General features: G+C 75.1%; 12 protein-coding genes and 1 pseudogene. 7 read left to right on the top strand and 6 right to left on the bottom strand.

Annotation, left to right across the window (positions count from 1 at the left end):
- Nucleotides 1–56 precede the first annotated feature (56 nt).
- Genes ACSNOC_RS24515 through ACSNOC_RS24500 form a run of 4 tightly spaced genes read left to right on the top strand, consistent with a single transcriptional unit; the run spans nucleotide 57 to nucleotide 3,153 of the window.
- Complete coding sequence (locus tag ACSNOC_RS24515; protein ID WP_436749739.1) at nucleotides 57–1,007, top strand: DMT family transporter; 951 nt, start codon at nucleotides 57–59, stop codon at nucleotides 1,005–1,007.
- Entirely contained in the window at nucleotides 1,004–1,606 is a 603-nt protein-coding gene (locus tag ACSNOC_RS24510; RefSeq protein WP_436749738.1) for a suppressor of fused domain protein, read from the top strand. Before ACSNOC_RS24515 ends, ACSNOC_RS24510 begins: the two co-directional genes overlap by 4 nt.
- Nucleotides 1,607–1,648: 42 nt before the next feature.
- A complete protein-coding gene (locus ACSNOC_RS24505) occupies nucleotides 1,649–2,287 on the top strand; it encodes a DUF6758 family protein (RefSeq protein WP_436749737.1) in 639 nt (212 codons plus the stop codon).
- 23 nt (nucleotides 2,288–2,310) lie between these two features.
- Entirely contained in the window at nucleotides 2,311–3,153 is an 843-nt protein-coding gene (locus tag ACSNOC_RS24500) for a PHP domain-containing protein (RefSeq protein ID WP_436749736.1), read from the top strand.
- Here ACSNOC_RS24500 and ACSNOC_RS24495 read toward each other — a convergent pair.
- Both ACSNOC_RS24495 and ACSNOC_RS24490 read right to left on the bottom strand, forming a co-directional pair.
- Nucleotides 3,143–4,039, bottom strand: a complete 897-nt coding sequence (locus tag ACSNOC_RS24495; protein WP_436749735.1) for an alpha/beta fold hydrolase — start codon at nucleotides 4,037–4,039, stop codon at nucleotides 3,143–3,145. The genes ACSNOC_RS24500 and ACSNOC_RS24495 overlap by 11 nt on opposite strands.
- Before the next feature lie 169 nt (nucleotides 4,040–4,208).
- A pseudogene (locus ACSNOC_RS24490) lies at nucleotides 4,209–5,859 on the bottom strand (DEAD/DEAH box helicase); the annotation flags it as partial.
- Nucleotides 5,860–6,252: 393 nt separating this feature from the next.
- Here ACSNOC_RS24490 and ACSNOC_RS24485 point away from each other — a divergent pair.
- Both ACSNOC_RS24485 and ACSNOC_RS24480 read left to right on the top strand, forming a co-directional pair.
- A complete protein-coding gene (locus ACSNOC_RS24485) occupies nucleotides 6,253–6,990 on the top strand; it encodes a ferritin-like fold-containing protein (protein WP_436749734.1) in 738 nt (245 codons plus the stop codon).
- Between the two features lie 674 nt (nucleotides 6,991–7,664).
- Nucleotides 7,665–8,201, top strand: coding sequence for a hypothetical protein (locus tag ACSNOC_RS24480; protein WP_436749733.1), 537 nt, complete (start codon nucleotides 7,665–7,667; stop codon nucleotides 8,199–8,201).
- An 11-nt stretch (nucleotides 8,202–8,212) separates the two neighbouring features.
- Here ACSNOC_RS24480 and ACSNOC_RS24475 read toward each other — a convergent pair whose 3' ends face one another.
- Nucleotides 8,213–8,971 carry a hypothetical protein gene (locus ACSNOC_RS24475; RefSeq protein ID WP_436749732.1) on the bottom strand — a complete coding sequence of 253 codons (759 nt, stop codon included), beginning with the start codon at nucleotides 8,969–8,971 and terminating at the stop codon, nucleotides 8,213–8,215.
- A 116-nt stretch (nucleotides 8,972–9,087) separates the two neighbouring features.
- Here ACSNOC_RS24475 and ACSNOC_RS24470 point away from each other — a divergent pair, with 116 nt between their 5' ends.
- Nucleotides 9,088–10,263, top strand: a complete 1,176-nt coding sequence (locus ACSNOC_RS24470) for an Mrp/NBP35 family ATP-binding protein (RefSeq protein ID WP_436749731.1) — start codon at nucleotides 9,088–9,090, stop codon at nucleotides 10,261–10,263.
- Between the two features lie 108 nt (nucleotides 10,264–10,371).
- Here ACSNOC_RS24470 and ACSNOC_RS24465 read toward each other — a convergent pair whose 3' ends face one another.
- The 3 genes from ACSNOC_RS24465 to ACSNOC_RS24455 form a co-directional block, all read right to left on the bottom strand.
- On the bottom strand, nucleotides 10,372–11,061 hold the full coding sequence (locus ACSNOC_RS24465) for a hypothetical protein (protein ID WP_436749730.1): 690 nt from the start codon (nucleotides 11,059–11,061) through the stop codon (nucleotides 10,372–10,374).
- A 134-nt stretch (nucleotides 11,062–11,195) separates the two neighbouring features.
- Nucleotides 11,196–11,651 (bottom strand): sec-independent translocase, encoded by a 456-nt coding sequence (locus ACSNOC_RS24460; protein WP_436749729.1) that lies wholly within the window; start codon nucleotides 11,649–11,651, stop codon nucleotides 11,196–11,198.
- A gap of 97 nt (nucleotides 11,652–11,748) precedes the next feature.
- On the bottom strand, nucleotides 11,749–12,996 hold a 1,248-nt coding region (locus ACSNOC_RS24455; RefSeq protein WP_436749728.1), incomplete at its 5' end, for a S1C family serine protease.

The following is a 12,996-nucleotide window of genomic DNA, read 5'->3' as shown; positions in this document are numbered from 1 at the left end:
GCCCCCCCCCCCCGTCCCGTTTTTCCGCGGCACGCGACGCTCGGGGAGGAGGAGCCGTGCCCACCACCGGCAACCGCCGCACGACCGGCCCCCCGGCGCCGGAGGTCGCCGCGCGAGCCCCGGGCACGCGGCTCGACGCCCCGCTGCTCGCGGTGGCGATCGCCGGCATCTCGCTCTCCGGCCCGCTGGTGGCGGCCACCGCCGCTCCCCCGCTGGCCGTCGCGTTCTGGCGCAACGCCCTGGCCGTCGCCGGGCTCGCGCCCGTGGTGGCGCTGCGCGGGCGGCTCCGGGCCGAGCTGGCCGCCACCGGGCGCCGGGAGCTGGCGCTGTCCCTGGCCGCGGGCGCCGCGCTGGCGGCGCACTTCGGGCTGTGGCTGCCCAGCCTCCGGCTCACCTCGGTCGCCTCCTCCGTCGCGCTGGTCACCACGACCCCCGTCTGGACCACACTGCTGCTCCGGCTGTCCGGCCACCGGCCGCCGGTCACGGTGTGGCTCGGCACGTCGGTCGCCTTCGCCGGGGTGCTGCTGCTGACCGGCGTCGATCTGTCCCTCTCCGCCGGTGCCCTGGCCGGGGACGCGCTGGCGCTGGGCGGCGGCATCGCGGCGGCCGGATACGTGCTGATCGGCGCCGAGGTCAGGCGCACGGTCGGCACGACGGCCTATACGTTCCTCTGCTACGCCACGGCCGCCGTGCCGCTGCTCGGCGTCTGCCTGGTGGCGGGCGTGTCGCTGGGCGTGCCGCCGGGCGGCGGCTACAGCGGCGGGACCTGGCTGAAGCTGGCCGCGCTCACCGTGGTCGCGCAGCTGCTCGGCCACTCCCTGATCAACCGGGTGGTCCACGGCCTCGGCCCGTCGGTCACCTCCACCGCGCTGCTGCTGGAGACGCCGGGCGCCGCCCTGGTCGCCGCCCTGTGGCTCGGCCAGGTGCCGCCGGCCGTCGCCTGGCCGGCGCTCGCCGTCATCCTGCTCGGCCTCGCTCTCGTCATCCGAGGTGAACGGACGTCATGACCGACACGACCGACCTGCTCTCCCGCACGGAGGAGCGGCTGCGCGCCGCCCTCGGCGAGCCCGACGCCCGCGCCGCGGTCACGTTCGTCGGCACCGACCGGATCCAGGTGCTGCGGTTCACCGACCCGGACCGGGGCCTGGTGCGGTACGCGACGCTCGGCATGTCCGCCGCGCCCATGACCGACCCCACCGCCGTCCTGGCCGATCCGGTCCGCGGCCCGCGCGCCGAGCTGGTGCTGTCGCTGCGCGCCGGGCGCGCGGCGACGGACGAGGTGCTCCGCCCGCTGGCCGTGTTCGCGGCGTCGCCCCAGGTCGAGGGGGTGGTGGTGGCGCCCGGCGGCTCGCTGGAGCTGGGCGGGCCGCTGTGGCCGGGCGCGCCGTTCACCTCGGTGCTGGTGGGCGAGCCGGGCGGGCTGGTGCCGGACCTGGAGCTGCCCGAGCCGTACGACCCGGTCCGTTTCCTGCCGCTGCTGCCGATGACGCCGAACGAGGCCGCGTGGAAGCGGGTGCACGGCGCCGCCGCCCTGGAGGAGCGCTGGCTGGCGCGCGGGACCGATCTGCGCGACCCGCGCCGCGCCGGAGTGTCCCTCGACGGGTGATCGGCTTGACGGACGGCCGGAGCGGGGGGACTGTTGTAACCCATGAGGGGCGAACCCAGTTGCCCGAAATGCGGTGGGCGGGTGAGAGCACCCGGTCTCTTCGCCGACTCCTGGCAGTGTTCGGCGCACGGCGCCATCCACCCGCTGCAGCCGATCATCCCGCCCAGTGTCAACGCGCTGACGGTGGTGGTGAACCGTACCCGGGTCCCGGTGTGGATGCCCTGGCCGCTCCCGGTCGGCTGGCTGTTCACGGGCGTGGCCTGTGCCGGGGACGACCGCGCCGGGGGCCGGGCCACGGCGGTGGCGTGCTCCGGTCCCGGACCGCTGGGCGGCCCGGGTGAGCTGCTGCTGATCGCCGAGGAGCTGGGCGTCGGCCTCGGCGCCCGCTACGCGGGAGTGGCCGGGCCGGATCCCGCCCCGTACCTGGACATGTCGGAGCCGCCGCCCGTCAAGGTGCTGGCGGGCGGGCGCCCCACGCCGCTGTGGCTGGCCGCGGACACCCCCGAGGACCGGGCGGTGTTCGCGGGCGAGGCGATGGGGCTGTGGCTGTGGGCGGTGGTGTGGCCGCAGCAGTCGGGACTGCTGATGTACGACGAGATCGTCCTGGCCGACCTGCGCGACGCGGGCTCGGAGATGGACCTCGTGCCGTGCGGTGCCCTGTCCCCGCGGATCATCTCCTGAACCGGGCGGGATACCCTGGCCGGGTGCGCATCGATCTGCACACTCATTCGACGGCCTCGGACGGCACGGACACGCCCGCCGAGCTGGTGCGCGGCGCCGCCGCGGCCGGGCTCGACGTGGTGGCCCTGACCGACCACGACACGGTCGCCGGCTGGCGCGAGGCCACGGCCGCGCTGCCTCCCGGCCTGACGCTGGTCACCGGCGCGGAGATCTCCTGCCGCCTGGACGGCATCAGCCTGCACATGCTCGGCTATCTCTTCGACCCCGACGAGCCGGAGCTGGCTCGCGAGCGGGACCTGCTGCGCGACGACCGGGTGCCGCGGGCGAAGGCCATCGTGGCCAAGCTGCGGGAGCTGGGCGTGCCGGTCACCTGGGAGCGGGTCCGCGAGCTGGCCCAGGGCGCGGTGGGCCGCCCGCACATCGCGGCGGCGATGGTGGAGACCGGGGTGATCCCCGACGTGTCGGCCGCGTTCACCAGCGAGTGGATCGCCGACGGCGGCCGGGCGCACGTGGAGAAGCACGAGCTGGACGCCCGCGCGGCCGTCCGCCTCATCCGCAACGCGGGCGGCGTCGCCGTCTTCGCCCACCCGCTGGCCTCCCGGCGCGGCCGGGTGGTGTCGGAGGAGGCGATCGGTGAGCTGGTGGCGGCGGGCCTGGACGGCGTGGAGGTCGACCACATGGACCACGACACGCCCACCCGCGACCGCCTCCGCGCGCTGGCCCGCGATCTCGGCCTGCTGACGACGGGCTCCAGCGACTACCACGGCACCCGCAAGACGTGCCTGCTGGGCGAGAACACCACGGCCCCCGAGGTCTACGAGGAGATCGTCGCCCGCGCCAAGGCCGGCCGCCCGGTCACCGGCTGACGCCGCGCCGGGCGGCACCCGGCGGGCCGCTGCCCGCGGCGCGGCCGAGGTCGATCCAGAAGTCGATGAGCGCGGCGGCCGTCGCCGCCGGCTGTTCGGCGTTGGGGGAGTGTTCCGCGTCCTTGATCACCGTGCGGCGGGCGTCGAGCCGGCGGGCCATCCGGTCCAGCAGCGGCACGGGCCACGCGCCGTCCCGTTCGCCGGAGAGCACGTGGACGGGCACGCCCGTGGCGGCCAGCCGTTCCACGCGGTCCGGCTCGTACCGCAGGGTGCGGCCCGTCGCGCGGAGCTGGGCCGGGGCGTTGGCCAGCCAGCGGCGGAACAGGAACTCCCCGATCTCGCCGGGCTCCGGGCGGCCGTGCCACACCCGCCACACCACGCGCGGCCCGAGCACCGGCAGACCGGCCGTCAGCGCCCGCACCTTCCAGCGCGGCCAGCGCGCGACCCGCCCGGGGCCGGAGCCGATCAGGGTCAGCGAGGCGAACGGCGACCGCCCGGCCGCGGCCGCCCGCAGCACCGCGCCGCGCGAGATGAGGCCGCCCAGCGAGTGCCCGACCAGGTGCACCGGCCCGCCGGCCAGCGCGTCGGCCTGCGCGAGCACGTCCTCCGCCAGCGCGCCGAGCCCGAACGCGGCGCGTCCGTCCGTGCACAGGGACTCGTACTGCCCGCGGCCGTCCACCGCGACCGCCCGGTACCCGGACTGGGCCAGCGGCGCGAGCAGCCCGATGAAGTCCTCCTTGCTGCCGGTGTATCCGGGCACCAGCAGCGCCGTTCCGGCCGGCTCGCCCCCGGGGGCGGCGTCGAGCACGGCGAACTCCCCACGCCTGGTGGCGAGCCGGTAGGCCCGCGCTCCGGCGGGCGGCACACAGAAGGGGGGTCTGCTCACCCTCCGACAGTAACCGAGGCGCACTCCGGCGGATCCGGCCCGGTCGCGGACCGGGCCGTGCGCACGAGCGGCCGGATCGTCCCGGCCGCCTTCGCCCCGGCGGGCTCGCGCCGCACCGGAACGGCGTGCCCGTCTCCGCGGACACGGGCCGCCGTTGTCGCGTGCCCGCTCAGCCCTCCGCGCCGGGGCCCGTGCCCGTGGCGCCCGACGCCTGGCCGCCGCGGGTGCGGCGGCGACGGCGGCGCGGGGTGCGCGGCGTGCTGGCGTGTTCCTCGGACACGGCGGGGGCCGTGCCCTCGGCCGCGACCGGTGCCACGGCGGCGGACACCCGGGGGGCGCCCTCCGCGGCTCCCGGCGTGTCGGGACCGCCGTCGAGCGCCGTTCCGCCGCGGGTACGGCGGCGCTGGCGCGGGGCGCGCGCCTGCCGCTGCGGCTGCGGCTGCGGACGGCTCTCCCGCCCGCCCCCGCGCCGCCGCCCGGCGGGTCCGCCGAGGTCCTCGACCTCTTCGGCGTCCAGCCCCGCGCGGGTCCGCTCGGCGCGCGGCAGCGTGCCCCGGGTGCCCTCGGGAATGCGCAGCGCCTCGAAGAGGTGCGCCGACGTGGAGTACGTCTCGGGCGGGTCGGGGAACGCCAGGCCGAGCGCCTTGTTGATCAGCTGCCAGCGCGGGATGTCGTCCCAGTCGACCAGCGTCACCGCGATGCCGGTGGCCCCGGCCCGGCCGGTGCGGCCGATGCGGTGCAGGTAGGTCTTCTCGTCTTCCGGCGTCTGGTAGTTGATCACGTGCGTGACGCCGTCCACGTCGATGCCGCGCGCCGCGACGTCGGTGCAGACGAGCACGTCGACCTTGCCGTTGCGGAACGCCCGCAGCGCCTGCTCGCGCGCCCCCTGCCCGAGGTCGCCGTGCACGGCGGCGGCGGCGAAGCCCCGGCGTCCGAGCTGCTCGGCGACGTCGGCCGCGGTGCGCTTGGTGCGGCAGAAGATCATGACGAGCCCCCGGCCCTCGGCCTGGAGCATGCGCGCCACCATCTCCGGCTTGTCCAGCGAGTGGGCCCGGAAGACGTGCTGCGTGATGTTCGCCACAGTCGCGCCCTCGTCGTCGGGCTCGGTGGCGCTGATGTGGGTCGGCTGGTTCATGTAGCGGCGGGCCAGGCCGATGACCTGCCCCGGCATCGTCGCGGAGAACAGCATCGTCTGCCGCGTGGCGGGCAGCATCTCGATGATCTTCTCCACGTCGGGCAGGAAGCCCAGGTCCAGCATCTCGTCGGCCTCGTCCAGGACCAGGCAGCGCACCTCGGACAGGACCAGCTTGCGCTGCCCCGCCAGGTCCAGCAGCCGGCCGGGCGTGCCGACGACGACGTCGACGCCCCTGGTCAGCGCCTCGACCTGCGGCTCGTACGCGCGCCCGCCGTAGATGGACAGGACCCGGACGTTGCGGACCTTGCCCGCGGTCAGGAGGTCGTTGGTGACCTGCTGGCACAGCTCGCGGGTGGGGACGACCACGAGAGCCTGGGGCGCGTCGGTGAGCTGCTCGGGCCGGGCGCGCCCGGCCTCGACGTCCGCCGGGACCGTGACGGACTCCAGCAGCGGCAGCCCGAAGCCGAGCGTCTTGCCGGTGCCGGTCTTGGCCTGACCGATGACGTCGCAGCCCGCGAGCGCGACGGGGAGCGTCATTTCCTGGATGGGGAAGGGCGTGGTGATGCCGACGGCCTCAAGGGCCTCGGCGGTCTCGGCCAGAATCCCGAGATCTCGGAATGTGGTGGTGGTAGCGGACAGGGTGGTTGCCTCTTCTGTGTGACGCGGCACACGGCGGCGAGGCGGGTCGTCCTTACCGCGCCTGGTACCGGCGGCCCCCGGGAGGGGGCCGGCCGTCCGGCGCGGGACCCGGTCGTCTCGCTCAAGCGCTTGCACCGCGCGAGCGGGTCCCTCATGCGGGGCCTGTGCGGGGGCCTCGGACACCGTCCGGGGCTCCCCCACCGCACCGCGCGGAGGGCTGGTCAGGTCGGAGCCGATCGGGCCACCGACCGGGCATCCGCGGGGGTCCTGGGCTCCGTGCGTTACCGGTCCCGGGAACTCCAGCATGGGGATGGGCCCACCACATACAAGTGGGCCTCTATAGCACTGTACCCCGAACCACGCACATGTGGCAGGCCGCGTCGGGGAACGATCCGGCCGCGGTCGGCGCCGGCCCGGCACCGGACTATTGTGCACAGGCATGGAGACGCCGCAGACGCCCGAGACCGCACCCGTTCCCGACACCGGGGTCGCCGCGACGGACTGGGCGGAGGCGTCCACCGATCCGCGGTACCGGGCGGCCGTGGTCGATCTGCTGGGCGCGCTGGCCTACGGCGAGCTGGCCGCCTTCGAACGCCTCGCGGACGACGCCAAGCTGGCCCCGAGCCTGGCCGACAAGGCGGCGCTGGCCCGGATGGCGACGGCCGAGTTCCACCACTTCGAGCAGCTCACGGAGCGGCTGCGCCGCATCGAGGAGGACCCGACGACGGCGATGGAGCCGTTCGCCATGGCGCTGGACGAGTTCCACCGGCTGACCGCGCCCTCGGACTGGCTGGAGGGCCTGGTCAAGGCGTACGTCGGGGACGCCATCGCCGCCGACTTCTACCGCGAGGTGGCCTCCCGGCTCGACTCGGACACCCGGTCGCTGGTGCTGAGTGTGCTGGACGACACAGGGCACGCGTCGTTCGCCGTGGAGAAGGTCCGCTCCGCGATCGAGGCGGACCCCCGCGTCGGAGGCCGCCTGGCCCTGTGGGCCCGCCGCCTGATGGGCGAGGCCCTCTCCCAGGCCCAGCGCGTGGTGGCCGACCGCGACGCCCTGTCCACGATGCTGGTCGGCGGCGTGGCGGACGGCTTCGACCTGGCCGAGATCGGCCGGATGTTCTCCCGCATCACGGAAGCCCACACCAAGCGCATGGCGGCCCTCGGCCTGTCCGCGTAACACGACGCTCACCCGCCGAAGACGCCACGTCCCGGCCCCACCGCCGTGCCGCACACGCTTCCGTGTCAGGGGCCGCGGGGCGGGCCCTGGCCCTGGCCGCGTCACACGCCGACCCGCCGAGGCACGGACCGGCCACCGGCCCGGGACGACCGGGCAGCCACCTGAACACGAGACGCCCGTCTACGGCGAACCACCACCACCCGACCACCCGCAGAACACGACATCGCCGTACCGACGCGCTCCCGGGTCAGGACCCGCAGGGCGGCCCTGGCCCGCACCCACCGGCACGGGGCACCCGAGTGACATCGGAACGCCGCCCCCGGCATCGCCGCACCAGAGACAGGCCCGCCCGGTACCACCAGGACGCCCGCGCCACGGCACACCACCACCGCCCCGCACGAACCGGCCACCGGGACAGGCTCACGACCACCCGCCGAACGACGGCATCGCCGTACCGACGCGCTCCCGGGTCAGGACCCGCAGGGCGGCCCTGGCCTGGCCCGCCCGCGTAGCACCCGACCCGCCGGGTGCCCGGGAGAGGGCGGGATGCCGTCGCCCGGCCTCGCGCCTCGGGTCCCCGCACGGTCCCGGGCCGGGGTTCTCGATGCCGCGAGCATCGCCTCCTCCTCCCGCGCGTACACGGTCCGGCCGGACGCAGGGCCTATGCTCGGGCCATGGTGACGACCGCGTTCGATCTGGCTCTCATCGAGGAGTCCGCGAAGAAGTCCTCCCTGGTGTGGGTGCGCGGCCCCGAGGGGCCGGTGCGGGCGTTGTGGCACGTGTGGCACGACGGTGCCGTCTGCCTCGTCGGGGGGCCCGGGGAGCAGCCGTTCGACGGGCTCGGGCTGGTCGACGGCGGGACGGCGACCGTGAGCTGCCGGAGCAAGGACAAGGGCGGCCGGCTCGTCGTCTGGCCCGCCCGGGTGGCCGAGCCCGCGCCCGGTGGCGAGCCGTGGCAGGGGGCCGTGGACGAGCTGCGGGGCAAGCGGCTCAACGCGCCCGAGACCCCGGAGGAACTGGCCGCCCGCTGGGCCGCCGAGTGCCGCGTGCTGCGCCTGGAACCGGCCGGTGACCCGCTCCAGCGGCCGGACAGCATGCCCACCGCCGCCACCGCCGCCGCGCCGCTGCCGACGCCCGCCAGCACCCGGATCCCGGTTCCCTCCGGCCTCCCGGTCCGCCGCCGCCCCCGCCGGGAGCGCCCGGCGCGCTGAGCCGGGCCGCGCTAGTCGCGCGGCTCGATCATGGCGTCGCCGTAGTCGACGATGTCGTCCTCGTTCGGGGCGTGCAGCGAGAACTCCTCGCCCCAGTCGTCCATCGTCAGCTCGCCCGCCGCGCCGCCGCGTTCCAGCCGCATCGGGTAGGGGACGCCGTCCAGGGAGACCTCCATCGCCCCGCCCACGCCGCCGTCGGCCTCGACGCGGATGGTCCGGACGCCCCCGACCTCGCCGCGCTCGCCCGTCTCCCGCTCGCCGTCCAGCGTGAGCAGCCCGTCCAGCAGCGTCTCCTTGTCGGTGAAGCCACTGAGCTGCTCGTACGCCGGGTCCTCGGGCGCGACGCGGACGTACTTGCCGTCGAGCTTCTCGGCCGGGTCGGTCTCCAGCTCCTCCGGGATGCCCTCGCTCTCCCAGAACGCCTCGTCGGCCTTCATGTACAGCTCCTCGCCGACCCGCAGCAGCTCGAAGGTGGTGCCCTCGGCGGAGACCTCGCCGACGGCGCCCTCCTCGCTCAGCCGGACGTCGAGCCGGTAGGACTGGCCCTCGCTGATCACCGTGCCGGACAGCCGGACCGCGGAGGCGTCCACGGCGGCCTGCCGGGCCCGTTCCTCGATCTCGGCGGCGGGCAGGTCGCCTATGCCGTTGGTGCCCTCGTCCGGGTCGTCGGAGGCGCAGGCGCCCAGGGTCAGGGCGAGGGCTCCCGCACACGCCACGGCCGCCGGAATCCTGCGCCACCTGAGGAGCGATGCGGAGGCGGGTGGTGTCACGTCGGCTGCTCTCCTCGGCGGTGCGCGGCTGCTCGCCCCGCAGCGTACCCGCACCCGCGGCGACCGCTCCAAGGGCCGGTCCCCTTCAGTTGCTACCGAGCCGTACCATCGGGGGCATGGCTACCGACACTCCCCCAGCCTCGGGCGCGACCGGCACGGTCCCCACCGAGGAAGCCGTGCGCGCCGCGCTGAAGCGGGTGAACGACCCCGAGATCCACCGCCCCATCACCGACCTCGGCATGGTCAAATCGGTGGACATCGCCGCGGACGGAACGGTCACCGTGGGCGTGTACCTGACGATCCAGGGCTGTCCGATGCGGGAGTCCATCACCGCCGAGGTGACCCAGGCGGTGCGCGCCGTCCCCGGCGTGACGGACGCGCGGGTCGAGCTGGACGTGATGAGCGACGAGCAGCGCAAGGAGCTGGCCGTCGCGCTGCGCGGCGGGCAGGCCGAGCGCGAGGTGCCGTTCGCCAAGCCGGGCTCGCTCACCCGTGTCTACGCGGTGGCGTCCGGCAAGGGCGGCGTCGGCAAGTCGTCGGTGACGGTCAACCTGGCCGCGGCGATGGCCGCCGACGGGCTGAAGGTCGGCGTCGTGGACGCGGACATCTACGGCCACTCGGTGCCGCGCATGCTCGGCACCGACGCGCGGCCCACCCAGGTGGAGAACATGATCATGCCGCCCACCGCGCAGGGCGTGAAGGTGATCTCCATCGGGATGTTCACGCCGGGCAACGCCCCTGTCGTGTGGCGCGGCCCGATGCTGCACCGGGCGCTCCAGCAGTTCCTCGCGGACGTCTACTGGGGCGATCTGGACGTGCTCCTGCTCGACCTGCCGCCGGGCACCGGCGACATCGCCATCTCGGTCGCCCAGCTCGTGCCGGGCGCGGAGATCCTGGTGGTGACCACGCCGCAGCAGGCGGCGGCCGAGGTCGCGGAGCGGGCCGGTTCCATCGCGGTGCAGACGCACCAGAAGATCGTCGGCGTCGTGGAGAACATGGCGGGGCTGCCCTGCCCGCACTGCGGGGAGATGGTCGACGTCTTCGGCACCGGCGGCGGGCAGCGGGTGGCCGAGGGGCTGACGCGGACGACGGGCACGGAGGTGCCCGTGCTGGGCTCCATCCCGATCGACGTGCGGCTGCGCGAGGGCGGTGACGAGGGGAAGCCGGTGGTGCTCTCCGACCCCGGTTCCCCGGCCGGGGCGGCGCTGCGGAAGATCGCGTCCTCGCTCGGCGGGCGGACGCGAGGCCTCGCGGGGCTGTCGCTGGGCATCACGCCGCGCAACAAGTTCTGAGGACAACAGCCTGACGAGGGGGCCGGCTGACGAGGGGTCCGGGAGCGTCCGTCGTGGTGGGTGGGCAGCGGAACACCGCCCACCCGCGCGGACGCGGTCGCCTGGCGGCTAGGCGTAGCTCTCGATGTCGGTGACCACGGCGAAGCCCAGGCCGTAGGCGCTCATGCCGCGCCCGTAGGCGCCGATGTGGACGTCGTGCTGGGCGGCGCCGGCCAGCACCCAGCCGTACTCGGACTCGCGGTAGTGGAAGTCGGTCGGCACGCCGTCGACCGGCAGGGAGAGGGCCGACCAGCCGCCGCCGTGCAGGTCGTCGGCGAGCTCCCAGGCGATGGCGGTCTGCTGTTCGAGCCAGTCCTGCCGCAGGGAGCGCTCCATCTGGGGCGGCCAGGTGCACGACAGCAGTCCGGACCCGGCCAGCCAGGCGGCCGAGGAGACCGAGGTGGCCTCCAGCACGCCCATGCCGTCCGGGCTGCGCCGCACCGGGCGGCTGGCGACGGTCACCACGACGGTGAACCGCTGCTCCTCCTGGCCGAGTTCACCGCGCAGCGACGGCTCGTCCCCGTGGCCGGTGGATCCGTACTCGACGGCGCCGTCGGCCGCCATCCCGACCTGCATCAGCCAGCGCGGACCCGTGAACGCCTCGTCGAGGCCGTACCACGGGAATCCGGCCATCAGATAGCCCTCCACCGCGCGGCGCGCCCCGGGCACCCCCTGCGGCGTGGCCTGGTCCCCCTGTCCCCCGGACGCGCCTGGGCCGCCTGTCGCGTCCTGCGGCTCTGCCCGACTCGTCGTCTCCATGTAACGCGACGCCTCCTCATTGCCCGTGTCCTGGGCTCACCCCGGACATAGCGAGGATAGCCATCCCCATCGGGGGTGTCGGGCAGGCCGGAGACCGTTCATGGTCATATGACCCCAGAAGAGCGTGTTTCCACTCAGGTGGCGTCGGCGTCGAACGGCGGCGGCTCGTCGGGCGGCGCGGAGCGTGCGGCGCCGCCGTCCCCGGCCTTGCCGAGGTCGACCCGGCCGGTGGCGGGCCGCGGACCGGAAGCGGGCAGGCCGGACGGGCGTCCGTTGATCGCGTCGGTGACCTCGGACAGCTCCTTGCGCATGTCGAGGCTGCTGGTCAGCTCCTTCAGGCCGAGGTCGTCGTTGTCCAGCAGGTGCTTGCGCGCGAACGTCCTGGGGTTGAGGTCCTCGAAGTCGAAGTCCTTGAACTCCGGGCCCAGCTCGTTGCGGATGTCGCGCTTGGCGCTGTCGGAGAACTCACGGACCTTGCGCAGGAACCCGGCGGCGTCCTGGATCATCTTCGGCAGCTTCTCGGGGCCGAAGACGAGGATGGCGAGGACGACCAGCGCGATGAACTCCAGGGACCCTATATCGAAGAACACCTGACAGCTCCCTTACGCATACGGTAGATGGCCACGGTACCCGCCGGGGGCGGCCGATGGGAGACGGCCGCGGCCACGGCGCGGTGAACAGCGGCCGTCACTCACCGGTCGACTCCCCGAGCACCACGGTCAGCGACCGCTCCTCGCCGCCGCGCTCGACGGTCAGGGACAGCTCGTCGCCGGGCCGGTGGCTGCGGATCTTGACGATCAGCTCGTCGCTGCCGCGCACCGGGTCGCCGTCGACCTCGGTGATCACGTCGCCCTCCTCGATGCCCGCCCGGTCCGCCGGCCCGCCCGGCACGACGGCCGGGTCGCCGGTCGAGCTGCCGACGCGGGCGCCCTCGCCGGGATAGCCGGTGTCGAGGGTGACGCCGATGACCGGGTGGGTGGCGCGGCCGTGATTGATGAGCTGCTCGGCGACGTCTTTCGCCTGGTTGACGGGAATGGCGAAGCCCAGGCCGACGCTGCCGGACTGGCCGGCCTCGAAGCCGCCGCTGTCGGCGGTGCGGATCGCGCTGTTGACGCCGATGACCCGGCCGCCCAGGTCGACCAGCGGTCCGCCCGAGTTGCCCGGGTTGATCGGGGCGTCGGTCTGGAGGGCGTTGACATAGCTGATGTCGGAGCCGTCGGCCTCCTCGCCGCCCGCGGTGATCGGGCGCTCGGTGGCGCTGATGATGCCCGAGGTGACGGTGCCCTCCAGGTCGAACGGGGCGCCGATCGCCACCACCGGGTCACCGACCCGCACCGCGTCGGAGTTTCCCAGCGGGAGCGGGCTGAGCCCCGAGACGCCGGAGACCTTCACCACGGCCAGGTCGTAGCCGCTGTCCTGGCCGACGACCTCGGCCCGCGCCCGGTCGCCGCTGCTGAAGGTGACCTCTATGACCCCGGTCTCCCCCGCCGGGCGCACCACGTGCGCGTTGGTGAGGATGTGGCCGTCGTCGTCCAGGACGAAGCCGGTGCCGGTGCCGGCCGCGCCGCCGCCCGAGACGTGCAGGGTGACCACGCCGGGCAGCACGGCGTCCGCGATGCCCGCGATGCTTCCCTCCGGCCGGGGCGTGTCGTCGCCGGACGCGGCCTGCGGCAGCCGCACCTCGCTGAAGGCGCCCTCGCGCTCCAGCAGGACCCCGATGACGCCGCCGAGGATGCCGGCGAGCAGCGCGATCACGGCGGCGGCGGCCACCAGCGGGACGGACCGCGGCCGGGTCGGGCCCGGCGCGCCCGGCTCCGCCGCGCCCGGAGGCACGGCGGCGGCCTGTGGGGGCGGCGTCGCCGTGGGCCCGGGGGTGGCCCACGGGTCGTACCGGCGGGGCGGCTCGCCGGCCGGTGGCGGGGCGGTGCCCTGGAC

It is taken from the genome of Streptomyces sp. URMC 129, from assembly GCF_051386415.1.
Classification (GTDB): Bacteria; Actinomycetota; Actinomycetes; order Streptomycetales; family Streptomycetaceae; genus Streptomyces.
Note: the sequence above shows the minus strand (reverse complement) of the source record. Positions and strands in the feature narration are given on the sequence as shown.